The following is a 24,008-nucleotide window of genomic DNA, read 5'->3' on the forward strand; positions in this document are numbered from 1 at the left end:
TGTCTACTGGGGTGGCGAGCACCGTGGTGGCAAACGGGGTCGGGGCGCGGCAGGCAAGACGCCATTTGTGGCAGCAGTGGCCCTGAACAAGGAAGGGCATCCAATCAAGATGCGGATGACGGTGGTCGATGGTTTCAAAACCAAGTCCATTGCTGATTGGGCAAAACGGCATGTTGCCAGTGGTAGCGCGGTGATATCCGATGGATTGGCCTGTTTCAGGGCGGTGAAGGAGGCCAATTGTGAGCACCTGGGTGTTGTCACCGGGGGCAACCTTGACTTGCTGGATCATCCGGCATTCAACTGGGTAAACACGATGATAGGGAATGTGAAGAACTCGCTGCGGGGCAGTTGCCATACGCTCGGAGCGAAGCATTTACCGAGACATCTTGCTGAATACTGCTTCCGGTTTAATCATCGTTTTGACCTCAAAAGCATGTTGGTTGAATTGGGGCATGCAGTCGTGGCAAGCCCTCCGATGCCATATCGGCTCTTGAAGCTGGCTGAGGGTCATGGGTAATCAGGTTGGCTATTAATACCCCGTCATCTCCAGATAGCCGACGCCCTTGGCATCTCCCGAGACGGACACTGCCCCCTCCCAGTAGTCAAAACGCCCTGTCATGGCCTGATTGGGCCGTCGAGCCTGAATGCGGAGGTTGAGATCCCCGGCCTTAAGCTGCCACTCCACGGGGTAGTCCTGCCCCTTGGGGCCGCGCCAGGTCTTGCCGGGGGTGAGGTGGATACTGTCTGGGGCGAGAACCCGGCTGCTGCCGTCCCGCTCAATCAGGATGCCGTAGCGGTTCTCCGGCTTGTTTTCTGGATTGGCGCGGCCCGCCTTGGTGCGCAGGCGAAACAGCATCAGCTCGCGGCCATCGTCAAACTGGAGCGAAAACCAGTCCCAGCCCGATTGCCACTGGGCCAATACCGAGCTGCTCCACTCGTGATCAAACCAGCCCTCACCGCTGACGTGGCGGGTCTCCCCATCCAGGGTCAAGGTGCCGCTGATGGTCAGACGTGGGTAGGAGTAGTAGAAGGAGGCGTTGCCCGGGCTCTTCTCGCTGTAACCCGCTTTGCCTTGCAGCACCGCCGGCTTGGCGGCGCTCACCTTCACATCAAGATCCCCCGCCTTGCTCTGCACCTTGAGGGTGGCGGGAAAGAGCGATTCCCCTTGAGAGGTAAGCCGCCACTCTTTGAGCCAATACTGACCACCGCTGGCACCGGCAAGTCCTGGCCCCTGGCGGCTGGTGCGCTCGTCCTGCTGGTGGCTGCCTTTGCTCAAGTCCGTGATGGCGAACTGGGCCAGCCAGAGCTGGGGAGTGAGCCAGGGGTTGTCGGATTTTATCTGTTGCTCGATACCCTGGCGAAACAGGGTCCACTGCATGCCGTAGTCGCGCCCCTGCTCGTCTTTCAGGTTGCCGGTGAGATACCACCACTCGGAGCGGTAGTCGGGGTGGGCAGCGTGATCCGCGGGCAGGTGGATGGAGTGACCCGGCAGTGCCTTTTTGAAGTGATTGCTGCCGCCACCCAGGATGGCCCCCAGATCGCTGGCCTGCGCGTTGCCGCTTATGGCAATAAGCGGGATCAAGCGGGCTGCGCGCCACAGGGTCCGTAAAGAGGACAAGATTTCCCTCACCCTGGCCCTCTCCCTAAGGGAGAGGGGATGGTTCGCGGCCGCTCTGTGCGCTTCTCTGCGCTGAATCAAGGGCGGTGACAGAGATCTGGTCAATGGGAACGTCAAGCCATGGCCGAGCCAGTGCGCCAACCAATATTTCATACCACTCTCCTTGCGGCGTACCAGGAGGCGAGCGCGCCACAGACAGGGGCGAGCAGGAGCGCCGTGACGGCGTGCAGGGGGGCGGCCTCGAAGGCCAGCCGCCAGCCGAAGGCGCGGGGGTTGACCACCTCAATCAGCACCCAGGCAAGGCCATAACCCACTGGCAGGGCCAGCAGCGCGGTGAGCAACCCGAGGCCCGCCCCCTGCCACACCAGCAACCGGCGGCAGTGGCGCGGGCTCAGGCCAAGGCTTTGCAGGGTCTGCAACTCGCCGCGCCGGGCCAGCCCCAGCACCATAAAGGCCGAGCCGATGCCGACGAAGGCGATCCCCAGAATGAGCAACTTCAATAGCTCGGTCACCACGAAGGTCTGGTCGAACACCCTGAGGGCGGCGGCGTGGATGGCGGGGGCGGGCAACAGGTTCACCCGCTCGCCAAACTGGGCCCGCAGGCGATCGGCGAGGCGATCAACGTGCTGGCTGAAGAGAGCCAGGGATTGCACCTTGCCCCCTTCGAAGGCGTGCAGTATCTGCCCCTTGTCGCTGCCGTAATCCTGATAGACGCCGGTGACGGTGAGTGCCCTTGGGCCCTGCTCGCCGGTGACTTCGAGTGTCTGCCCCACCCTGACCCCGAGGCGCACCGTCAGCGGTTCGCTCGCCAGTACCTCGGCGGGGGTGGCGGGCCAGCGTCCGGCCAGCAGCGGATAGGCGGCTTGCAGCTCGGGGATAAAGTCCATCTGCGCCCACTCGATGGGCTGCCCCTGCCAGCGGGCCGGGTGCACCGAGCGGCGCGAGGCGGCGCGCACGTCTGGCGCGGCGAGAATGGCGCTCAGGGTCTGCTCGCTCAGGGCGCCCTTGCTGCCGGCCACCCCCTTGGGGGCGGTGACGTAGAGATCGGCGGCCAAGCGCTGGCCGAGCCAGATCTCCACGCTCGAGCGAAAGCTCGACACCATGACGCCGATGCCGATGGCCGCCGCGATGGCCAGTTGCAGCGCCATCACCGCAATGGCGGTGCGATCCAGGTGATAGAGAGTTTCGGCCACCCCGAGCCGGGCGCTGAGGGAGCCGTGCTCGCGTCGGCGCAGCCATCCCAGCACGGCGCGCAGGGCATCGGGCAGCCAGAGTGCCATGGCCAGCAGCCAGCCGCCAGCCACGAAGAGGGCGCCGCCCAGCCCGGTTTCTGGCCGCCACAGACAGAGCGCGCAGAGCAGCAAGATGACGATGGCGAGCCCCCGACGTTGCCAGGGGTGAGCCGGCGGGCGGCTGTTGCCCTCTCGCAGCTCTAAAGGGGATTGGCGCAGCAGCTGCCACCAGCCGGGCAGGTTGGCGGCCAGCGTCCCAGCCAAGCCAATCACCAGCGCCTTGCCAAGGCTCGCGGGGGAGAGGCGCAGCAGATCGATGGGGTTGGGGCCATAGAGATCGGCCAGCGCCTGGGTGAGCTGCCCCATCAGGGCGAGGGCCAGGAGGCTTCCCAGCAGCAGCCCGAGCAGGGTGCCGATGCTGGCGAGGATCAGGATCTCCAGAGTCAGCCAGCGCAACAGCCGGCGCGGCGGCATGCCGAGGATGATGAGCTGGGCCAGCTGGGGGCGGCGCACGCTCTGCACGAAGCGCTGGGCGTTGAACACCAAAAACAATCCCACCGCCATGGCGAGCAGGGAGAGCGCCGTGAGGTTCAGCGCCAGCGCATCGCCGAGCTGGCTGGCATCGAGCGCCGGGCTGATGGGCTCAAGCCACAAGGGCTGGGCGGCGAGCCCGGTTCCCTGCACAGCCTGCAGGGCGCGTTGCAAGGCCGTGGCCTCTTGCTCGCTTAACTTGAAGACGATGCGATCGAGCCGCCCTTCCTTGCCCAGCAGCGGCTGGGCGAGACCAATGTCGGTCACCAGCAGCCGTTCCATGGGCACGGCGCCGGGCTCGAAGGTACCGGCCAGGGTGAGGGTCAGCGGGCGGGGTTGCGCCCCTTCAGCGCCCCCCTGAACGAAGCGTCGGCTCTGGCCCGTTTGCCAGCCAAGGCGCTTGGCCTCGGGGGCGGCCAGCCAGATGCTGTCGGCGCGGGTGAGGGAGAAAGTAGGCTCCTTGTCCGGCGCGGCGCCAAACAGCCGGCGCAAGGGGCCGGGGTTGAACAGATCCATCCCCAGCAGCTGAAAACTGCGCCCCTGCTCGTCTTGCAGCCAGCCGTGCAGCTGGGGCATGGCGTCGAGGTTTGGCTGGTTTCGCACCAGCGTCACATAGAGCTGCTCGTCCAGCCCGCCGTCCGGCGCCAGCCGGTAGTTCGCTTCCCCCGCCAGCTGGCTGCGGGCGGCGACGAAGTTGGTGCGGGCGCTGTGGTTCAAGAGCTCGATGGCCACCACCAAAGAGACCCCCAGGGTGAGCCCGACCAGGCTCATCAGCAGCAGCCAGGGGTGAGCGCGATAGAGGCGCAGCAGCGCCTTGAGCGGCAGCGGCAACATCACAGCCCTCCGTGGCGGGCGTCAGTCATGGCGGCGCCCCTTGAGCTCGACCAGCTGACCCCCTTCGAGGCGCAGCACCCGATCCGCCAGGGCGCTGTAGGCTGGGTTGTGGCTCACCAGCAAGAGGCCGGCGCCGGTGCCGCGCACCGCCGCCATCATCAGCGCCATCACCTGCTCGGCGTTGTGTTCATCAAGACTCCCGGTGGGCTCGTCGGCGAGCAGCCACTTCGGCTGGTGAATGAGGGCGCGGGCCAGCGCCACTCGCTGACGCTGGCCGCCGGAGAGCTGCTCCGGCCAGGCGTGGCGCTTGTGGGCCAGATCGAGACTCTCCAGCAGGCCGTCAATGCGTGTCTCATCGCGGGCAAGCTGGTTGATGGCAAGGGGCAGGGCGAGGTTCTCGGCCACGGTCAGGGTCGGCAGCAGGTTGAAGTCCTGATAGACGATGCCGAAGTGGCGACCGCGCAGGCGGGCCCGCTCGTCCGCCGACTGGTTGTCAAGGCGGGTCTCCCCCAGCCAGATCTCCCCCTCATCCGGGGGGAGCAGGCCGGCGATGAGGTTGAGCAGGGTCGACTTGCCGCAGCCGCTCTGCCCCAGCAGCAGGGTGATCTCGCCGGCCGCCAGGGTCAGATCAAGGTGGTGAAACAGCGGCAGCCGTTCGCTGCCGTTATCGAAGCTCTTGCCGAGATTGCGCAGATTCAGCATGGGATAACCGGTTGATGGCCAATGGCTTTCATTACGTGCCCTCGGCTCGCCTCAGGGTGAGTGCCACTATGCCAGTTAGTGATCAAGGCTGCAAAAGAGGTGAGGATCCTGGCTGGATCCCGCTCGTCTGTGGTGGTTAGAATAGGGGCCTCCATGGGTCACAGGATGCGCAAGGATGTTACACAAGCAAGTCAGTTTTATCGTCGACAGCAAGGGCGCCAAGCAGGCTGCCGTGGTCCCCATCGAGATTTACAACGAGCTGATGACCCTGCAAAAGGCGCTCTCCGACAACAAGCCGGGGGAGCGCGAGCTCTACCACTTCAACGGCAAGGGGGCCGAGGCGCACGGGTATCCGGTGGGCAAGCGGCAGAACCCCGGCTTCATGGTGCTGGCAGGCTCCACCGCCAACGGCGAGGATGCGGCTTCCCTGCGCGAGGCGGTGATCGAACTGCGCCAGGAGCTGCTGGGCAAGGGGATCCTGGCCCCGCGCAGCGAAGGGGGCTTCGTTTTTACCGCCGATCAGCTGTTCAACAGCCCGAGCCTGGCCGCCAGCCTGGTGGCGGGCAACAACCGCAGCGGGCTGGATGCCTGGCAGAACAGCGCCGGCTACACCCTCAAACGCTCGGGGTTTGGCAAGAAATAACCCTGATGGCAGGGGCAAGGAGCTCCGCCTGATCTTGCGCCCCTGATGCAAGCGTTCGCCCACCCGGGTCTGGCGCGAGCAGGGAGAGGGCAGGGGGTGACCTCCCTGTCCACTGCCAGCCTCAAAACCAGACGGTTTCCAAGAGAGGGGCCCCATGTCTGGATCTGCACGTCTGTTTTCTTCGGCCATCCTCGGCCTCTTCTGCGCCCCCGCGCTCGCCGACGGCGGCCCTCTGCCCATGACGCACACCGGCGCCGGCCTCTTTGCTCTGGCCATCTTCGCCCTGGCCTATGCCCTGGTGATGGCGGAGGAGTACCTGAAACTGCGCAAGTCCAAGCCCGTGCTGGTGGCGGCCGGCATCATCTGGATCGTCATCGGCATCGTCTATGCCGGGCAGGGGCAGAGCCCGCTGGCGGTGGCGGGATTTCGCCAGACGCTGCTGGAGTACGCCGAGCTGATGCTCTTCCTGCTGGTGGCCATGACCTATGTCAACGCCATGGAGGACCGGCTGCTGTTCGACGCCCTGCGCGCCCGCCTGGTACGCACCAGGCTCAGCCTGCGCTCCCTGTTCTGGCTGACGGGGATCCTCGCCTTCTTCATCTCCCCGGTGGTGGACAACCTCACCACGGCGCTCTTGATGTGCACCGTCGTTCTCCATGTGGCCAACGGGGAGCGCCGCTTCATCAACCTGGCCTGCATCAACATAGTGGTGGCGGCCAATGCGGGCGGCGCCTTCAGCCCCTTTGGCGACATCACCACCCTGATGGTGTGGCAGGCGGGCCAGGTGCCCTTCGAGCAGTTTCTGCTGCTGTTCGTGCCCGCTCTGCTGAACTTCCTGGTGCCGGCCACCCTGATGAGCCTGATGGTGCCGCGCCATGCCCCCACCATGAGCCACGAGCGGGTGGTGCTCAGACGCGGGGCCTTCACCATAGTGCTGCTCTTCCTGCTCACCATAGTGACCGCGGTCGCCTGTCATCACTTCCTGGCGCTGCCCCCCGTGCTCGGCATGATGATGGGGCTCGGCTATCTGCAGTTCTTCGGCTTCTACCTGCGCAAGACGCAACCGGTCACCCTGGCCCGCGAGCGGGCGCTGTACGCGCGCACCGGCGACGAGGCCCGGCTGCTGCGCCTGGGCTCCATGGTGCCGTTCGACGTGTTTAACAAGATAGCCAAGGCGGAGTGGGACACCCTGCTCTTCTTCTACGGGGTGGTGATGTGCGTCGGCGGGCTCGGCTTCATGGGCTATCTGGCGCTCGCCTCCCAGCTGCTCTACCAGGGGGATCCGACCCTGGCCAACGTGGCCATCGGCCTGCTCTCCGCCCTTATCGACAACATCCCCGTGATGTATGGGGTCCTCTCCATGGAGCCGCAGATGAGCGCGGGGCAGTGGCTGCTGGTGACCCTGACCACCGGCGTGGGGGGCAGTTTGCTCTCCATCGGCTCGGCGGCCGGGGTGGCCCTGATGGGGCAGGCGAGGGGCATGTACACCTTCGTTGGCCATCTCAAGTGGTTGCCCGCCATTCTGCTTGGCTATATGGTCGGCATAGGGGCGCACCTGTGGCTCAACAGCGCCCTGTTCTGAGCGTGATCATGGAGAGACAGACAAGATGGGACAACTGTTCGAGGCGCTCTCGCCGCGCCATGTGGCCTTCATCGAGGCACAGAAGATCTTCTTCGTCGGCACGGCGACCGCAGAGGGGACGGTCAATCTCTCCCCCAAGGGCGGGGATTCGCTGAGGGTCATCGATGCCCACACCCTGGCCTGGCTCAACCTGACCGGCAGTGGCAACGAGTCGGCGGCCCATGTGCTGCAACATCCGCGCATGACGGTGATGTTCTGCGCCTTCGAGGGGGCGCCGCTGATCCTGCGGGCCTATGGCCGGGCACGGGTGCTGCACCGGAGTGATCCTGAGTGGTCGTCGTTCCTGACACGCTTTCCCCAAAGCGTCGCGGCCCGCCAGATCTTCCTGCTAGACATAGCGCGCGTCCAGGCCTCCTGCGGCATGTCGGTGCCTCTGTATGAGTACCAGGGTGACAGGGAAGACCTCGCCAACTGGTCTGAGCGCCAGGGCCGGGAGGGGATTGAAGCCTACTGGCGCAAGAAGAATCAGCTGAGCCTGGATGGGCTGGAGAGCGAGATCCTGGTGCGAAGCGGACTCTCACCGGACCTCTGAGGGGCCGCGCACACGCAAGCGAACACAAAAAAGCCCTGTCCAGTCGGACAGGGCTTGGTCATTCTTGGGGCCCTCAGGCGCGCTTGCCGGTCAGCAGCCAGTAGCAGAGCGCCGAGCCGAACCCGCAGCCGGCGATGGCGATGGCCATGGGCAGCGGTGATTCGGGGGGATTGAGGTTGACCAGCACCCCCACCAGGGCGCCGATGCCAAAGCGCAAGGTGCCCGCCAGCGCCGAGGCGGTGCCTGCGGACTGCGGGAAGTGGCCCATCAGGCCTGTCATGGCGTTGGCACCCACCAGGCTGATGTGGCCGACGAACAGCACCACCGGAATGACGATGCCCCACAGGCCGCCGCTCTGGCTCCAGGCGTTGTAGATAAGCAGGGCGCCGGCGCAGGGCAGCACCAGCAGGCCGTATTGCAGCATGCGCTCGGCACCCACCCCCTTCACCAGCCGGCTGTTGACGAAGGTGACCACCATCATCAGCAGGATGTTGAGGCCGAACAGCCAGCCATAGTGCTCGGTCGGAACCTTGAAATACTCGATGTAGACATAGGGGGAGGCGCTGATGAAGGCGAACATGCCCGAGCTCGACAGGGCGCCGCACAGCACGTAACCCATGGCGCCACGATGGGAGAGCACGCCCCAGTAGTTGCGCAGCACCTGGCCGAGGTTGAGGGGCTGCTTGTGCTCAGGCTTGAGGGACTCCTGAATTTTCCACTGCATCACCAGGCAGATAAGCAGGCTGATGGCTACCAGCAGCCAGAAGACCACCTGCCAGTCGCTCTGGGCACTGATGTAGCCGCCCACCACGGGCGCCACCAGGGGCGCGAGCGTCATCACCAGAATGACGAACGACATGGCGCGGGAGAAGGCCTCCTTCTCGAACAGATCGCGCAGCAGCGCATTGACCACCACGGAGCCGGCCGCCCCGCCGGCGGCCTGCAGCATCCGGTATGCCAGCAGCTCCGGCAGGGAGTCCGCCATGGCGCAGCCCACCGAGGCGATGGCAAACATCACCAGCCCCGCCAGGATCACCGGCTTGCGGCCATAACTGTCGGCGAGCGGGCCATAGAAGAGCTGGCCGATGGCAAATCCGCCGAGGAAGGCGCTGATGGTGAGCTGGGCGCCGTCGATGCTGGTGGCCAGATCCCGGGCAATGGCCGGAATGGCGGGCAGGTACATGTCGACCGCGAGCGGCGTCAGGCCCGCCAGGGCACCGAGCAGGATGAACAGGAAACGGGGGGAGAGGGGGGCATAGGCTATCCAGTCTTGGTGAGTGCGAGGTCAGGGAGTGACAAACATCCAGTCTACCAGTTTTGGTGACGGGGGTGATCCTGTATGCCGAGCCAGAGGTCGGGCTCGGCGTGAAAGCGGGGGGCAAACCAGACTCGCCGGCTACCGGCGGGCAGATCCTCCGGGCCGAGGGGACGTCGGCTGAGCCGGCAGGCCCCTTGCAGCAAGGCAAGGCGAGCATCCCCCTGATACCAGCCGTCGGTGACGGGTAGGGCCGTGGTTTCGCGCAGCAGCCGCACTCCCCACTGGGTCACCAGCGCCGGGCACGCTTGTTCGGCCAGTCTGGCAGCCCGGGTCATGGCTGGCGCCGTCGGCGGGGTGAGGGTACAGAGCAGCAGCATGAGGGCCCCCAGCATGGCCGGCAGCTCGCCCCGGCGCGGTAGCATGCCTGCCAGCAACACCAGGCCGAGCAGGGTGATGGGGGCCAGATGGCGGGGATTGTCCGGGTTCTGGCCAAACAGGGTCCAGAGCAGCAGGGCAAGCCAGTAGAGGGACCAGCAGGGGGAGAGGGCGGCAGCGTGGCCCTTGCATCGTTGCCACAGCGGCTGCGCCAGCAGTCCCCCGACAGCCAAGGGCCAGAGCAGGGTGAGCTGATCGTTGAAGGTATTTGCCCAGCTCAGCAGCCGATCGCCGTGGGCCGCCGCCGTGTTGCCCCACAGGGTAAAGTGACCGTCGGTAAAGCGGCGCCCCTCGGCAAAATAGGCCCAGCCATCGGCCTGCCAGACAAACAGCAGGCAGGCTAGCCCCACCAGCGTGATGGGGAGCAGAAAGTTAAGCCGCTGACCTTTTTGCGCCATCCCCAGCCAAAGGGGCAGCAGGGCCAGCACGAAGTAGGAGGGGCGCAGTGCCAGCATCAGACCCAGCAGCAGACCCGCCAGCGCGGTTTTGCGCTGCTGCAAGGCCAGCAGCGTCCCGAGCCAGGCGGCGAGCGCAGGCCCATCCGAGAGACCGGAAAGTGCCAGGGTCGGGGTGAGCGGCAGGGCCAGCACCAGCAGCCAGACCGGCGCCAGCAGGCTTGGCCGTTGCCATAACCTCATCGCCAGCGAGGCGGCGAGCGGCGCCAGCAAACTGCTCCCCAACAGGCTGGCAAACTGCACCGCCCGGGCCGGTTCGTCCACCAGCAGGTTGATCAGCCGCGCCAGCCAGATAAAGGCGGGGTAGCCCGGAAAGTGGGGGGAGAACTCCAACACGCTGAAGCGCACCACTCCGTGGGCAAAGTTGAGGGCATCGTCGGAATCGAGGGCCACCGGGAAGGCCAGCAGCCAGCCAAGCCAGACCAGTTGTAGAAGGATCAGCAAGTAGGGTCGATTAGCGAAGCGTAATCGGCCGTGGTGACGCCCCCCTTCTCCCCTTGCGGGAGAAGGGTCGGGGATGAGGGGGGCCGTCGTCATCGATGAGAGGTCATCAAAGTGCGTAGGGTGGGTAGCGCGCAGCGCAACCCACCGTTTGTTACAACGAGGTGGCACAGTGATGGGCTGGTGGCCATCAGAGCGGTGCCAGCACGGCCATCAGCGCTTTTTCTGCATCGCTAAAGGCGGCCGCATCGGCGGGCTTGGCGCCCACCCCGAACACCCCAGGGTTGCCGATGGCATCGAGCACCTTGGCCAGCGCCTGCTCGGCGGCCTTGCGATCCCCTTCACTGAGGGAGGGGAGGATCAAATCCAGGAAGCGCTTGCTCTTGACCACCAGCACCTTGGCGGTCTGGTAGTCGCCAAGGTTCTGGCTGGCCCCCTCGAGGCGGCGCTCGATCTCCGCCTTGTATGCCCGGTTGAGCAGGGCCGCGGTAGCCGCGGCGTCTTTGGCCTTGATGGCGGCCGCGAGCGGCGCTTGCAGCTCGACCTTGTGGTGCTCCTCCAGATAGGTCAGCTCCTCGGCAATCTCGCTCAAGGTTGCACTGGCATCCTTGCCGTCAGTGGCGGCGCCCAGCAGTGCCTCGCGAGCATCGATCAGCGGCTCCTTGCCGGCGGCGGCGTAGGAGTAAGCCTGCGCCTGCCCGCTCAGGGCCAGCAGCAGGGTGAGGGCAAGTAAACCCGGGCGGATGGTCATCCTCTTCTCCTTGTTTGTTTATGGCGCGGCCATCAGGCCACGCTCTGGGTCTCAATTACGGTATTTTCGTTGCGATGGTTGAAGATGGCGTGACGTCTGTCTACCCCGTCGATCACCACATTCAGGGGCCATCAGGCCACGCTCTGGGTCTCAATCACGGTATTTTCGTTGCGATGATTGAAGATGGCGTGACGTCTGTCCACCCCGTCGATCACCATGTCGGCGGCCATCATCCCCATCTCCATGGCTGTGTCGGTGAAGATGTAGCGGAATGTCCCCTGGCGGCCGGTCATGATGAGGTTGGTGATGGGCATCAGCGCCTGGATGGCCTCGTTGCGGCGGGCCTGATAGCCCAGATCCATCAGTGGATAGGCGTATTCGCTGCGAGCTTCAAATGTTTCATCGCCAAGTTTGGTGGTATCGACGCCGAGACTGGCGAGATCAGCGGTGACCCGGCCGCGCAGATCAGAGAGCGGTGCCTGCCAGGTGGCATCTCCCGGGTTGCAGGGGACCTCCAGCATCACCGAGGTCTGGCCCTTGGGCGCCATAAAGGGGCTGCGCCGGCGCGGCTCCTGCAGACGGGTAGCCAGAATATGGGGGTCGGAGAGGTACTGCCAGGTGTTGTCCGACAGGTTCTCCTGTTTGAGGGGCATATTGACGAAGCGCAGCGACCGGTATTGCAGATCGCACGGCAAGCCCAGATGTTGGCAGGTGAGCGGCAGCGGCAGGGTGGAGATGACCTGATCAAATCGCTCGCTCTGCTCAATCCCCTCCTGTTGCCAATAGACCCGTTCGATACGGCCATCGCTCTGCTCGAGGCGGGTGATGGTGGCGCCGGTTTTCAGCTCAACCCCTTCGGCTACCAGCCGCTCCCCCAGGGTGGTGAAGATCTGGCCGAAGCCATATTTTGGGTAGCGGTACTTGCGGGCATAGGTGCGCACCGAGATGCTGCCGTTGCGTCTTGGCAGCAGTCGGCGCGCCACGTCTTTGAGGTCAATCAGGCTGATGCGCTGGCCAGCCCAGTCGGCGGAGAGTTTGTCCGGGTTGATGCCCCACAGCTTGCCGGTGTAGCCCTCGAAGAACTGGCGATAGAGGGTGCGACCGAAGTGGCTCTGGATCCACTCGGCAAAGCTTGCCTTGGCAAAATCGGTGGGCTTCCTGGCAAAGGGCAACAGCAGCAAGTCTTTCATCGCCCCGGCCATCAGGGCGAGCGGCGCCGTCTTGAGCAAATTGGGCAGGTTCAAGGGGTAGTCATAGGTGCGCCCGCCAAAGCGGATCACGCTTTTACGCTCGGCGTGGAGCAGGTCGTCCCCCATCAGTTCGTCGATAAAGGCGAGCAGCTCGGGGTTCTTGGTGATGAAGCGGTGGCCGCCGTAGTCGAAGCGATACTCGCCGTCGCGTCCCTTGAAGGTCTGGGTGGCGCACATGCCGCCCACCACGCTCTCCTGCTCGAACAGGGTGACCGCAAAACCGGCCTGGCGCAGGCGCCAGACGGCCATCAGACCGGCCGGGCCGGCGCCCAGTACCGCTATGTGTTGTGTGTTGTTGTTGCTCATGACTCTTTATCCGAAACGCTGACCAAAAGAGAAGACGTTGAAAAGGCGGCCCCGCTGAGCCGCCTTGTCATCCGCTGCTGCGCCGCGCTGGGCGATCAGCGCTGGGGACGATAGTTGCGATGCCAGACGGTGACGAAGATCACCAGGTAGCTGGCCCAGGTCAGCAACTGCAGGCCGGCCGGTGAGGCATTGTAGCCAAACAGGGCGCGCAGGAAGGTACCAAATACCCCCTGATCGTCGAGAATGTGACTGATGTTGAAGACCGGCTCGGTCCAGAAGGTGATGAGCCCGGCCGCCTGCAGCATGTTGACGGCGGACGACAGCAGGCCAGCGGCGATGATGATGATGAGCAGGCTGGTCCAGCGGAAGAAGGGGGCCAGCGCCACCTTGCGGGTGGAGCGCAGCAGCCCCCACACCAGCACCACCGACAGCAGCAGGCCGCCCAGCGCCCCCATCAGCCCCTCGTGCAGATCCACCCCTTGCCCGGAGTAGACCAGAGCCGAGAAGAAGAGCACGGTTTCAAAGCCCTCGCGCATCACCGCCAGGAAGGCGAGCAGCACCAGACCGAACAGGTTGCCGCCGTCGATGGCGGCATCGATGCGCGCCGTCATGGCCCCCACCTGGGATTTGGCCTGCTTCTGCATCCAGACCGCCATGTAGGTGAGCACCAGGGTGGCAAAAATCAGGATCCCCGCCATCAGCAAATGGTTGTAGCGCTCGCTCTCGAACTGGCTCACCACCACCTGGAACAGGAAGGCGACCACGAGAGAGGCAAGCAGGCCCAGCCCCACCCCCAGATAGACGAACTTGTTGTAGCGGCTCGCCCCCAGCTTGGCGAGGTAGGAGAGGCAGATGCCGACCAGCAGGAAGGCTTCCAGCCCCTCGCGCAGGGTAATGAGAAAACTTGCAAACATCAGGTTTGAGGCTCCGTAGCGGGCGTGACGGGGAGAGGCTGCAGGGTGAGTTGCAGCCGATTAAGTAGCACTATGGGTGCCTCCGGCAAGCTCGGCTCGGCGGCGCGCACCGCATCATTGACCCACTTGGGGTAAGTGCGGAAATTGAGTTTGATATCGGCCTTGAAGGGCCCTTGGGCATCCGCCGGCAGCGGCCTGGCTTCATCGCGCCAGCCATCGGCCGGAATACGGGTGTCTTCCAAGAGCTTGGCGTAGCGCCAGAATTTGAGCCCCACCGGCTTGCCCTCGGCATCGCCGAACACCTTCCTGAACAGTCGCGCATCGTCAGGGACGGCGCCATCCACTGGCTGGCCGCTGGCAAGCAGCAGCTTGCCGCTGGCATCGGTGATGGTCAGTTCCAGCCAGAGTTCACGGAAATCGGCGACCCCGGTGGGCAGGGCGTGGCCAGCGCCGGTATTGGCGACCCGCACTACCAGCTCGGGCTGGCCGCTCTGGCTTTCAATGCGGGCGGAGAGGGTGGCGCTTGAGCGCAAGAGCGCCAGGCTCTCCTGCTCGAGCGCGGGATTGCGCAGCCCCACCAGCTGGTGCTGGGCGCCGGTAAAGTTGTGGCGATAGAGCCGTTCTTTCACTGTGCCGTTTTCGGTGGACTGGCCGGCCACCGGCGCGCCGCCGTTGCCAGGTGTAGGGTTCATATGACAGTCGATGCAGGTGCGCCGCTTGGTGGGATCCTCCGCCTTGGCGAAGCTGGATTTCTCCCACTCGTCCCAGGTGTTGACGATATTGGTGCCGGTACCGGGGGCAAACTCGTTGTGGCAGGACTTGCACAGGGCCGCGTCGCGGTAGAAATCCTTCTGGTAAGAGGCCTTGTGCATGGCGGGGCGGGCGTTGATCTGCCGCTCGGCCAGCCAGTGCTTGAGGCTGCCGCCGGCGGCATCCTCGAACACATAGCTCTCGCGGTCTTTCAAATTCACGGTAAAGGCGCTGTTGCCGCCGGCATCTTCCACTTTGGTGATGCGATGGCAGAGCACGCAGCCGGTCCCTTCCTCCACCACGGGCTCGCCTTTCTGGTGGGCGGCAATGAGCGAGGCGCCGCCCTGCTCGAACATATTCGAACCCTTGGGCAGATCCTGCTGGCCGTTCAGCACCTGCTGGGGCATGTGGCAGCCCTGGCACCACTGGCCGAACGCCTCCCCTTCGGTTTCGCGGGCCAGCGCTTGCACCACCTTGTAGTAGGGGTGGGAGTTGCCCATCAGCCGGTGGTTGCTCTCGCTCCAGTCCTGGAACGCCTGTTGGTGGCAGTTCTGGCAGGAGGCGGAGTTGAGCCACTCCCTGGGATGGGTGGTCGGTGCCTTGGCAGGATCCCTGCGCGGGGCATCGAGCCTGAGCCAGTTGGCAAGATAGGGGAGGTTGCCATCGGCGGTGACGAAGGCGTGCAGATCCTCCATCATCGCCTTCACCTCGGGCTGGGGCCTGGCGGGGTCGACCGGCTCGGCGCCATCGCGGGTGTCATGGCCCATGCCGCCCTGGGTCTGCTGGGTCATGCGCAGGTATTCGCCGATAAAGTCCCCCGCCACCATGTTGGCGAGGTTGGCGTGACCGTTGATGGCGTTGTCGCCGCTCTGCTGGCGATGGGCCGCCATCAGATAGCGGTTGGTGAAGTTGAACCCGTCCAGATGGCAGGAGTTGCAGCTCATCCAGTTGTCCCCCGCCATGGGGAAGCGGCTGTTGGCGGCGGTGTTGCCAAGATTGAACAACCGCTCGCCGCGCTGAAGCGGTTCGGGGCGCGGATCCGTCTCGACCAGTTTGGCGAAGTGGGGCACATCGACTGTGACTCGGGCAAACGGGCCGTTGCCGCCGGTGTTGAGACGGGTAAGATCCTGCCCCATGACGTTGTGTACCAGGATGTGGTCGCCCTCAACAAACAAGTCGCGCGGATTCTGGCTCGGCAGGTGGCGAAGGAGCTGGGTCGCCTTGGCGCCCCCCTGAAACTTCTTGCGTCTGTGGCGGTTGCTGTTCTGCTTGCCGCTGCGCGACAGGTCGAACACCAGCAGATCCTCCGAGCCCGCCAGGGTCAGGTAGACCCGCTTGCCATCGGCGGCGAAGCGCGCCGCAAACGGGTTGGAGACGATCTGGCTGCGGTTGCCGACGCTGGGCAGGTTGATCTGCAAGAAGAGCTGCTTTCTTTCGTCGACCCGCTCTTTCTCTTCATCCAGATCGATGATGGAGACCGCCGGAAAGACGGTGCTCTGAAACTGGAAGGGGTGATCGAAGCTCCACAGCACGTGGGGCAGCCAGGCTTCGCTGCCATCGGGGGAGAGGGTGATGCCGTCCAGCAGGCGCGGCAAGCCCTGCGAGTCGCTTGGGGTATCGCTGTGGGTCTCGGCCAGGGTGATGAGCTTGGGTTTGGGCAGGGTAGCCCCCTGAGCGTCCTTCTCAAGCTTGGCGAGATCATAGATGGCGAGCTGGCCGGTCATGGCGTGGGTCAGTAGCAGGCGATCGTCGTCGGTCAGGGCCAGCCCGCGGGGTGTCTCGGCGGTTTCTGCATCCAGCTGCAGCTTGCCCGCGGTGTCATAAGCCTGCAGGCGAGCTGATTCGAACAGCGTGACCCAGAACCATTGCCGCTTGGGATCGAAGATGACGCCGTAGGGCCTATGGCCGGTGGGGATCGCCTTGTCCAGGGCGAGATCATCATCCAGCAGCAGCAACCGATCGCCGCGGTAGTCGGTCACCAGCAGGGTGCCGTCATCGGCGCGGGCCAGCTGGCGCAGATCGCCCCCCAGTTGTGCCTCTTTGAGTCGCTTGCCGCTATCGCGCTCAAGCAGGGTGACCGAGCCTGCGCTCTGGTTGGCGGTGACGAGGCGCGGGGCACTCCCCTCGTCATAGGCAATCATGGCGGTGCCCATCTCCTGGGCCGAGGCGGTCCCCAGCAGCAGGGCGGCCAACATCAGGGATAACAACAACTTCAACATAAGATCAGGTGCGCCATTTCAAGATGGTCCAGCGCCAGGCGTGGCGCAGCACCAGGGGAGTCAACGCGAGGGCGCTCAGCCAGTGAGCCCAGCTGGCAAGGTTGCCCAGGCTATCGCCCGGGGTGCCGTGCAATACCAGCAGCAGACCACTGGCCAGACAGACCAGCAGCAAGGCTTCGATGATGCGGCCGGTGGTGCGCAAGAAAGGCTTGCGGCTTTTGCGCAGCAGGTTGCGATGGGAGAGCCAGAACGCGCCGAACAGCAGGGGGAACAGGGTGAGCGAGAGGGCGACGTGCAGGAACAGGTTCCAGCGTGCCAGCGACCAGAGCGGGGTCAGCGGTTCCCACAGCAGCAGGCCGGAGAAGAACATCATATAGAGGGAGCCCTCGGCGGCCTGATGGTGATAGGCCAGCCACTGCCAGCAGTGTCGTGGTGAGAGGGAAAGGCTTGTCATAGGTGCTCCAACGCCCGGGCACTGCAGCCCGGGGGGAGCAAGTTTACAATGCAGTAAAGGTAATGAAAAGAGTTATCAATTCGGCCTTTGATGAATAAAGGCTGAATGAAAATAGGCGCTACTTGTGGTCCGCCAGCCGCTCGGTGACCGCGTAGATGAGCGCCGCGGTGGAGAAGGCGAGGAAGACGATGACCGACCACTTCATCTCGATCTCGTTGCCGGTACCGTCGGTCAGGAAGGCCTTGAGCACCTCGATCCCGGCGATGGTGACCAAGGAGTTGATGACGATGAGTTTGAGGGAGGCAAAATTGATCTTGCTGAGCCAGTTGTCGCCAAGGGCTGCCCGCTGCTCCGGGGTCTTGATGAACTGCACGTAGCCGCAGATGGCCACCAGGATCAGCATCTGGGCCACCAGCACGAAGTCCACCAGGGTCAGCACCCCTGTGATGAGATCCAGATAGGGGATGTCGATGATATCGCGACATAGCTCATAGAGCTGCATGGCGAACTTCACCATCAAGAGAGCAACACAGACAAGGATGCAGACATAGAAGGGAAACATCATCAACCGGCTGCCATTGAGCATTAAGTTGAAACGGCGCATGAAAACTCCTGAAGAGGGTAAGGTTGCGCTGATTATGGCGCGAAATGGCCCTCAGGGGGATCCCTGTCGTTCACAACCCGTGATGACGAGCAGTGCGAGCCGGGCGACAGAATGCAAAAAGCCCGGCCATAAGGCCGGGCTTTCGAATGTGGCTCCCTCGACAGGACTTGAACCTGTGACATACGGATTAACAGTCCGCCGTTCTACCGACTGAACTACGAGGGAATTGGCTCCTCCTACTGGACTTGAACCAGTGACATACGGATTAACAGTCCGCCGTTCTACCGACTGAACTAAGGAGGAATTGCCTGTCTCGTCGAGACGGTGCGGATATTAATGGCCCGTCCGCCGGGTGTCAACCCGCGATCCGTTGCAAAAAGGGGATTTCGGACCGTTTGCCCAAAACTTGGCCGCCGCGGACTATTTTCAGCACAATCAGCAGCTTGGAGTGAGCCTCGCAGGCTCGCCAAGGGGGAAGCAGCCGAGTCAGGAGGTAGATGAAATGCATTGGCTGCCGGGACAGGATGAGGGAGGGGCGAGCGCCGGCACCGTATCCGACAGGTAGATATAAAGAGGGGGAGGGAGTGCGACCAAGATAAGGAAGGGGGAAATTGGTTAGCAGGCGAAGTGAGTGTGCTGCGTAATGGTGAGAAAAGTGGTCGATATGCTGACTATCACCGGCAATATTGCGTGGTAACGGCCATTCATTGATCCCGCCCATCGAAATATTTCATCGGCTGGGGTATGGTTGGCTAGGATACCATCGCCGTGTCGACAGCTCTGCCGGCCCTTGATGATGATCGGGCGCCGGTTCAATCCGGCCTTTATCTCCCTCTTCTGGTATTACGAATAGATGCACAACCAAGCCCCCCTGCAAAGCGTGAAGCTGGCCATTGCTTTACGCCAATCCTGTATTGACGAACCCTATAGCGTTCCCCGCTTCGGCCGCGACCTGATCGCCGGCATCACGGTCGGCATCATCGCCATTCCGCTGGCCATGGCGCTGGCCATCGCCAGTGGCGTGCCGCCGCAGCACGGTCTCTATACCGCCATCATTGCCGGCATCATCATTGCCGTGACCGGTGGCTCCCGTTTCTCCATCTCGGGGCCGACTGCCGCCTTCGTGGTGATCCTCTATCCGGTGGCCCAGCAGTTCGGCGTGGGCGGCCTGTTGATGGCGACCCTGATCTCGGGCTTCTTCCTGGTGGCCATGGGGGTGGCCCGGCTCGGGCGCCTCATCGAGTACATTCCGCCTTCGGTGACCCTGGGCTTCACCGGCGGTATCGCCATCGTGATCGCCACCTTGCAGATCAAGGACTTCTTCGGTTTGCAGGTGCCCGAGATGCCGGAAACCTACCTCGGCAAAGTTGAGGCGCTGGCCCATGCCCTGCCCAGCTGGCAGTGGGGGGATACGCTGGTGGGGGTTGCGACCCTGGCAGTGTTGCTGCTCTGGCCGCGTCTGCGCCTGCCGGTGCCCGGCCATCTGCCCGCCGTGCTGGTGGGGGTGGGGTTGGGCTTTGGCCTGCATCAGTTCGGGGTGGACGTGGCCACCATCGGCAGCAAGTTCAGCTATACCCTGGCCGACGGCAGTCAGGGCATGGGGATCCCGCCCATCGCGCCGACCCTGGTGATGCCCTGGGCCCTGCCGGGGCCGGATGGCTCGCCGGTGGAGTGGAACCTGGCCGCTATTGAGCGCCTGTTGCCCGCCGCCTTTTCCATGGCGATGTTGGGGGCCATCGAATCCCTGCTATGCGCCGTGGTGCTGGATGGCATGACGGGCCGCAAACACAGCTCCAACGCCGAGCTGGTGGGGCAGGGGCTTGGCAACATAGTCGCCCCCTTCTTTGGCGGCATCACCGCCACCGCCGCCATTGCCCGCTCCGCCGCCAACGTGCGGGCCGGGGCTACCTCTCCCATCTCCGGCATCGTGCATGCGCTGGTGGTGCTGGCCGCCATCCTGGTGCTGGCGCCCTGGCTCTCCTGGCTGCCGCTCTCGGCCATGGCGGCCCTGCTGCTCATCGTCGCCTGGAACATGAGCGAGGCACACAAGGTGGTGGAGCTCATTCGCCGCGCCCCCAGATCCGACGTGCTGGTGCTGCTGGTCTGCCTGTCGCTGACCGTCATCTTCGACATGGTCATTGCCATCACTTTCGGGGTGATCCTCGCTTCCCTGCTCTTTATGCGCGAGATTGCCAAGATGACCAGGCTGCACAACTTGGCGGATCACAAGCGCTACGCCCAGGAAGTGCCGGAGCAGGCGCTACTCTACAAGGTCAACGGTCCGCTGTTCTTCGCGGCCGCCGAGCGGGTGTTCGGCGAGCTGGTGGCCCAGGTCAAGGGGCACAAGCTGCTGGTGCTGCAGATGGAGGCGGTCTCCATCTTGGACGCCGGCGGGCTCTCCGCCTTCCTGCAGTTTGAAAAGCAGATGGCCAAGGCGGGAGTGCAACTGCGGGTGGCCGAGCTGCAGTTCCAGCCGCTCAAGACCCTGGCGCGCGCCAAGGTGCGTCCGGTGCCCGGTCAGCTGGAATTCTACGGCTCGCTGGAAGAGGCACTCAAAGGCGAGCATTTGCACGAAGCGGCTGGAAATTGATTGAAAGGGATACGAAACGGCATGTTTTTAGTCACTTGGTTCGGATAATGAGCAAACGAACGCAAAAAGTGAAAAATTGCATTGACCGCATGCCGTCGTATCCCGTACATTACGCCCCGTTCCAGCGCAACGGCGCAACGAACGAGGTGCTGGCTGAGCACATTAAACAACAGACCAAAATTTGGTGAGGTGACCGAGAGGCTGCCCACCGACGAAGTCGGCAAGATGCACGCGCAGCGTGCTCCGAAAGCCACTTCAAGAAGTAAAAATTTGGTGAGGTGTCCGAGTGGCTGAAGGAGCACGCCTGGAAAGTGTGTATACGGCAACGTATCGAGGGTTCGAATCCCTCCCTCACCGCCAAATAAAGCAAAAGGCCCCGTCGCAAGACGGGGCCTTTTGCTTTATCCGGTGACGGGCGGCTTGGTTCGGGCCCTGGTTCGACAGGCGGGCAGGACAGCCCGCATGGACGGCCAGAGGCCGCCTGCAGGGCGAGCGCCAGGGACGGTGCGAGTCAATCCCGACCCATCCTCAGATGTTAAAACCGACCTGATGGTCGGTTTTTTGCTTTGAAGAGTCATCAGCTCATGTCGAAGAGGGAGGGTGAGAACCCTCGCCGGGTTCGAGCAGAGCAGCTTGCTGCGATGAACGGCCGTAGGCCGCCCCGAAGGGGTGAGCCACGCAGTGGCGAATCATCCCTCCCTCACCGCCAAATAAAACAAAAGGCCCCGTCGCAAGACGGGGCCTTTTGTTTTATTTAGTCATGAATCTCTCGGCATCATCCCCCTGGGAACGAGGGGCAGTGATTTCCCCGCCGGACATGTATCCGGGCTGCTCCGTGCTCTATAGCCCCGTTATTGGGTGCCAAGGCGTGCCATCACTCGGCGGTGCCCATCAATCTGGGTAAGCATGCCAATACCGCATCCAGGGGCTCGCTGCTTTGATGGGCACGGCACAACACGATGGCGCCCTCTATGCTGGCGATGATCCCCAGCGCACAGGCTCTGGCAGAGGCGTCGGCCTGCCCCTGTGCCATCAGGTGATCGGCAATCAGCTGTTGCCAGTGGCCAAAGACCTGGGCCACCGCCTCCTTGATTGGCTCCCCATCCTCTTCATGCTGCGCTTCGATGGCTGCTGCCACGACCGGGCACCCCGCGCGAAAGTGAGATTGCGTCAACCGCTCACACCAGTGGGATACAAACAGACCGAGACCCTGCCTGGCATCGGCCTGCAGGCAGCGCTGCAGTTGTTCGGATGCCTGGGCGCCGGCCCAGCGTATTGCCTCCGTCACTATCTGATTCTTGCCGCCGGGAAAATGATGATACGTGGAACCCAGGGGAGCATCGGCGAACTTGCTTACTTCACGGATGCTGATCCCTCTCAAACCATGCCGTGCCAGCATGGCGGCAGCGGCCTCAATCACCCGTTGACGCCCGGTCGATGCGCACTCTTTCACGCTGCACCCTCTTGCTATGACGAGTGTCATAGTATAGCGTTCGGAGCATGACTATGACAATCGTCATACTTCAGGGAGGAATATGGCTGCTATCTCGTTTCACACCGACGATGACTATCTGATCCAGGGGCAACTGTACCCGGCAACAGGGCAGGTGCAGGGCAAGATCATCGTCGCGGGGGCTACTGGCGTGCCGCAGGGCTTCTATCGTCGCTTTGCCGAGTTCGCCAGTGAGCAAGGGTTTACTACCCTGACTTTTGACTACCGGGGCATAGGCGCGTCAAAACCCGCGTCACTCAAAGGCTTCGAGATGGATTTGCTCGATTGGGGAAGGCGCGATCTGGCCGCCGCAGTGGAAACCATGAGCGGGGACGATCTCCCCCTGTTCGTCATCGGCCACTCCTATGGTGGGCACGCCTTCGGCCTGCTCCCCAATCATCGGAAAGTATCCGGGCTCTATGTCTTCGGCACCGGGGCCGGGTGGCACGGCTATATGCCCTTCAGCGAGCAGCTCAAGGTGCTCACCATGTGGAACACAGTGCTGCCGCTGCTGACCTGGTGGAAAGGCTATTGCGCGTGGAGCCTGCTGGGCATGGGAGAAGACTTGCCAAAAGGCGCCTTTGTACAATGGCGATACTGGTGCCGTTTTCGTCACTATTTCTTTGACGACCCGGCGATGCGTGGCATCGAGCGTGCTTACCAAAGCGTCCAGACTCCCATTGTGGCGGCCAATGCGCTGGACGATCGCTGGGCGATGCCCGCATCACGCGACGCCTTCATGAAGCACTACAGTAATGCTCCCGTGACGCGTGTTGATCTCTCTCCTCATACTTTGGATGGAGCAATCGGCCATATGGGCTACTTTCGCAAGTCTGCCACGCCTCTGTGGCAGGCCAGCCTCGCCTGGTTCAAGTCATTGGAGGGGATTCGCTGAGTCCATGCGGATAAGGTCGTGGCACCTTGCTCCTGAATTCCCCATCAGGCAAAGGCCCCGTTGCAAGACGGGGCCTTTTGGTTGTCAGGGGCCGGATTATCACCTCGCTGCGGCCGCCCTCAGCCTGATTGCTCAGGCCAGCTTCAACATCGGCATCTGTTCGCGGCTGTCGCAATGGATGAGATGGACCCGGCTGGTCAGGCGGGTGAGCAGCTCGTAGGGGATGGTGCCTATCTTCTCGGCTACCTGCTCCACTGGCAGTCCTTCCCCCCACAGTGTCACCTCGTCCCCCACCTTGTCGCTGGCCGCCGGACCCAGATCGACGGTGATCATGTCCATGGAGACCCGACCCACGATGGGAACCCGACGGCCATTGATCAGCATGGGGGTTCCTTCGGGCGCCATGCGCGGGTAGCCATCGCCATATCCCGCCGCCACCACGCCTAGGGTGGTGTTCCGACTCGCCACCCAGTGACCCCCATAGCCGACCGCCTCGCCCTGCTGGCAGGCGCGGGTGGCGATGAGCTGGCTCTTGAGGGTCATGACCGGTCGCAGATCGTAGTCGGCGGCGAGCTGGCCGGTAAAGGGGGAGGCGCCATAAAGCATGAGGCCGGGGCGGATCCAGTCGCTGCGCGAGGCCGGCCAGGCGAGGATGCCGGCGGAGTTGGCCATGGCCCGTTCGCCCGGCAGATGGGCAGAGAGGCGGTTGAACTCCTCGATCTGCAGCAAAGTGGCCTGGGTATCCTGCTCATCGGACTGGCTGAAGTGGGTCATCAGCTGGAACGGCTGCACCACATTGCGGCAATGACTCAGCCGCTCGATGAAGGCCGGCAGCTCCTGGGCGCGCAGCCCGAGCCGGTTCATCCCGGTATCGAGCTTGAGCCACACCTTGATGGGGGCGGGCAGAGTGGCCTGTTCGAGCAGCGCCAACTGCTCCCAGGTATGCAGGGTGGTCTGCAGATCGTGTTTGGCCAGCAGTGGCAGCGCCTCGGCACTGAAGAAGCCCCCCAGCACCAGGATGGGCTTGGTGATGGCGTTGGCACGCAGCACCAGCGCCTCCTCGACCCTGGCCACGGCGTAGGCATCGGCCTGGGCGAGGGCATGTGCCACCGGCAGCAGCCCGTGACCATAGGCATTGGCCTTGAGTACCGCGATGATCTTGCTGTGGGGGGCGTGGCGGCGTGCCATGGCGAAATTGTGCTGGAGTGCATCCAGATCGATGCTGGCCGTAACTGTGTTCATCATGGGGTCGGGTGTCTGCTCGATGAGAAGTTGGCTGCTGGTCTCAATCCTGATCCTGTGATCCCGGTGGCTGAGACGAGCAAACGGGGGAGTACCGAATCATGTTGTTTTATATGCTTGAAATTGTAAAAAGATGTTATCAGTTGTTTTTTTGGTTGGTAAATTATGTGGCGGATGGGAATGTGAAAATGGGCAAAATACGGGATATTCCTCTGTAT

At 63.5% G+C, this 24,008-nt stretch carries 19 protein-coding genes, 3 tRNA genes and 1 other RNA gene; 8 read left to right on the plus strand and 15 right to left on the minus strand.

Annotation, left to right across the window (positions count from 1 at the left end; translation table 11 throughout):
* A partial coding sequence (locus CAK78_RS16565; RefSeq protein ID WP_141214198.1) for an IS1595 family transposase occupies positions 1–517 on the plus strand: 517 nt, incomplete at its 5' end.
* Between the two features lie 12 nt (positions 518–529).
* On the opposite strand, the gene CAK78_RS16570 is transcribed toward CAK78_RS16565, so the two are convergent.
* The 3 genes from CAK78_RS16570 to CAK78_RS16580 all read right to left on the minus strand — a co-directional run bounded on the left by CAK78_RS16570 (position 530) and on the right by CAK78_RS16580 (position 4,917).
* Positions 530–1,582 (minus strand): lipocalin-like domain-containing protein, encoded by a 1,053-nt coding sequence (locus tag CAK78_RS16570; RefSeq protein WP_094698008.1) that lies wholly within the window; start codon positions 1,580–1,582, stop codon positions 530–532.
* Positions 1,583–1,767: 185 nt separating this feature from the next.
* Positions 1,768–4,215 (minus strand): FtsX-like permease family protein, encoded by a 2,448-nt coding sequence (locus CAK78_RS16575; RefSeq protein WP_094698009.1) that lies wholly within the window; start codon positions 4,213–4,215, stop codon positions 1,768–1,770.
* Positions 4,216–4,236: 21 nt separating this feature from the next.
* Complete coding sequence (locus CAK78_RS16580; RefSeq protein ID WP_094698010.1) at positions 4,237–4,917, minus strand: ABC transporter ATP-binding protein; 681 nt, start codon at positions 4,915–4,917, stop codon at positions 4,237–4,239.
* A 175-nt stretch (positions 4,918–5,092) separates the two neighbouring features.
* Here CAK78_RS16580 and CAK78_RS16585 point away from each other — a divergent pair, with 175 nt between their 5' ends.
* The 3 genes from CAK78_RS16585 to CAK78_RS16595 all read left to right on the plus strand — a co-directional run bounded on the left by CAK78_RS16585 (position 5,093) and on the right by CAK78_RS16595 (position 7,734).
* The gene (locus CAK78_RS16585; RefSeq protein WP_005302024.1) at positions 5,093–5,560 is read left to right on the plus strand and encodes a DUF4357 domain-containing protein; all 468 of its coding nucleotides are present in this window, start codon (positions 5,093–5,095) and stop codon (positions 5,558–5,560) included.
* 154 nt (positions 5,561–5,714) lie between these two features.
* Complete coding sequence (gene nhaD / locus CAK78_RS16590) at positions 5,715–7,142, plus strand: sodium:proton antiporter NhaD (protein WP_094698011.1); 1,428 nt, start codon at positions 5,715–5,717, stop codon at positions 7,140–7,142.
* A gap of 25 nt (positions 7,143–7,167) precedes the next feature.
* Entirely contained in the window at positions 7,168–7,734 is a 567-nt protein-coding gene (locus CAK78_RS16595; protein WP_094698012.1) for a pyridoxamine 5'-phosphate oxidase family protein, read from the plus strand.
* Positions 7,735–7,807: 73 nt separating this feature from the next.
* On the opposite strand, the gene CAK78_RS16600 is transcribed toward CAK78_RS16595, so the two are convergent.
* The 10 genes from CAK78_RS16600 to CAK78_RS16645 form a co-directional block, all read right to left on the minus strand.
* Complete coding sequence (locus CAK78_RS16600; RefSeq protein WP_094698013.1) at positions 7,808–8,998, minus strand: Bcr/CflA family multidrug efflux MFS transporter; 1,191 nt, start codon at positions 8,996–8,998, stop codon at positions 7,808–7,810.
* Positions 8,999–9,042: 44 nt separating this feature from the next.
* Entirely contained in the window at positions 9,043–10,326 is a 1,284-nt protein-coding gene (locus CAK78_RS16605) for a hypothetical protein (RefSeq protein ID WP_094698014.1), read from the minus strand.
* Positions 10,327–10,513: 187 nt separating this feature from the next.
* The gene (locus CAK78_RS16610) at positions 10,514–11,074 is read right to left on the minus strand and encodes a hypothetical protein (RefSeq protein ID WP_005302010.1); all 561 of its coding nucleotides are present in this window, start codon (positions 11,072–11,074) and stop codon (positions 10,514–10,516) included.
* 131 nt (positions 11,075–11,205) lie between these two features.
* On the minus strand, positions 11,206–12,630 hold the full coding sequence (locus tag CAK78_RS16615; protein WP_094698015.1) for an FAD-dependent oxidoreductase: 1,425 nt from the start codon (positions 12,628–12,630) through the stop codon (positions 11,206–11,208).
* A 95-nt stretch (positions 12,631–12,725) separates the two neighbouring features.
* Positions 12,726–13,544, minus strand: a complete 819-nt coding sequence (locus CAK78_RS16620; protein ID WP_094698016.1) for an FTR1 family iron permease — start codon at positions 13,542–13,544, stop codon at positions 12,726–12,728.
* A complete protein-coding gene (locus tag CAK78_RS16625) occupies positions 13,544–16,513 on the minus strand; it encodes a YncE family protein (RefSeq protein ID WP_176452828.1) in 2,970 nt (989 codons plus the stop codon). The genes CAK78_RS16620 and CAK78_RS16625 overlap by 1 nt, the downstream gene beginning before the upstream one ends.
* A gap of 4 nt (positions 16,514–16,517) precedes the next feature.
* Positions 16,518–16,967, minus strand: a complete 450-nt coding sequence (locus tag CAK78_RS16630; RefSeq protein ID WP_094698017.1) for a hypothetical protein — start codon at positions 16,965–16,967, stop codon at positions 16,518–16,520.
* Positions 16,968–17,085: 118 nt separating this feature from the next.
* Positions 17,086–17,571 carry a YqhA family protein gene (locus CAK78_RS16635; protein ID WP_005301997.1) on the minus strand — a complete coding sequence of 162 codons (486 nt, stop codon included), beginning with the start codon at positions 17,569–17,571 and terminating at the stop codon, positions 17,086–17,088.
* A 149-nt stretch (positions 17,572–17,720) separates the two neighbouring features.
* Positions 17,721–17,796, minus strand: a tRNA-Asn gene (locus CAK78_RS16640).
* Positions 17,797–17,798: 2 nt separating this feature from the next.
* A tRNA-Asn gene (locus tag CAK78_RS16645) sits at positions 17,799–17,874 on the minus strand.
* 550 nt (positions 17,875–18,424) lie between these two features.
* Here CAK78_RS16645 and dauA point away from each other — a divergent pair.
* The 3 genes from dauA (at position 18,425) to CAK78_RS16660 (ending at position 20,870) form a co-directional block, all read left to right on the plus strand.
* A complete protein-coding gene (gene dauA, locus CAK78_RS16650; protein WP_094698018.1) occupies positions 18,425–20,161 on the plus strand; it encodes a C4-dicarboxylic acid transporter DauA in 1,737 nt (578 codons plus the stop codon).
* 272 nt (positions 20,162–20,433) lie between these two features.
* Positions 20,434–20,521, plus strand: a tRNA-Ser gene (locus tag CAK78_RS16655).
* Between the two features lie 220 nt (positions 20,522–20,741).
* A non-coding RNA gene (locus tag CAK78_RS16660) (RtT sRNA) lies at positions 20,742–20,870 on the plus strand.
* A gap of 165 nt (positions 20,871–21,035) precedes the next feature.
* On the opposite strand, the gene CAK78_RS16665 is transcribed toward CAK78_RS16660, so the two are convergent.
* Positions 21,036–21,614 (minus strand): TetR/AcrR family transcriptional regulator, encoded by a 579-nt coding sequence (locus CAK78_RS16665; RefSeq protein WP_254924808.1) that lies wholly within the window; start codon positions 21,612–21,614, stop codon positions 21,036–21,038.
* Positions 21,615–21,696: 82 nt separating this feature from the next.
* Between CAK78_RS16665 and CAK78_RS16670 the strand changes: the two genes are divergently transcribed.
* Positions 21,697–22,548, plus strand: a complete 852-nt coding sequence (locus CAK78_RS16670; protein WP_017778881.1) for an alpha/beta hydrolase family protein — start codon at positions 21,697–21,699, stop codon at positions 22,546–22,548.
* Between the two features lie 132 nt (positions 22,549–22,680).
* Here the strand turns inward: CAK78_RS16670 and alr are convergent, their stop codons facing one another.
* Positions 22,681–23,793 (minus strand): alanine racemase, encoded by a 1,113-nt coding sequence (gene alr, locus CAK78_RS16675; RefSeq protein WP_176452829.1) that lies wholly within the window; start codon positions 23,791–23,793, stop codon positions 22,681–22,683.
* Positions 23,794–24,008 lie beyond the last annotated feature (215 nt).

This window comes from Aeromonas sp. A35_P, from assembly GCF_002259925.1.
Classification (GTDB): domain Bacteria; phylum Pseudomonadota; class Gammaproteobacteria; order Enterobacterales; family Aeromonadaceae; genus Aeromonas; species Aeromonas dhakensis.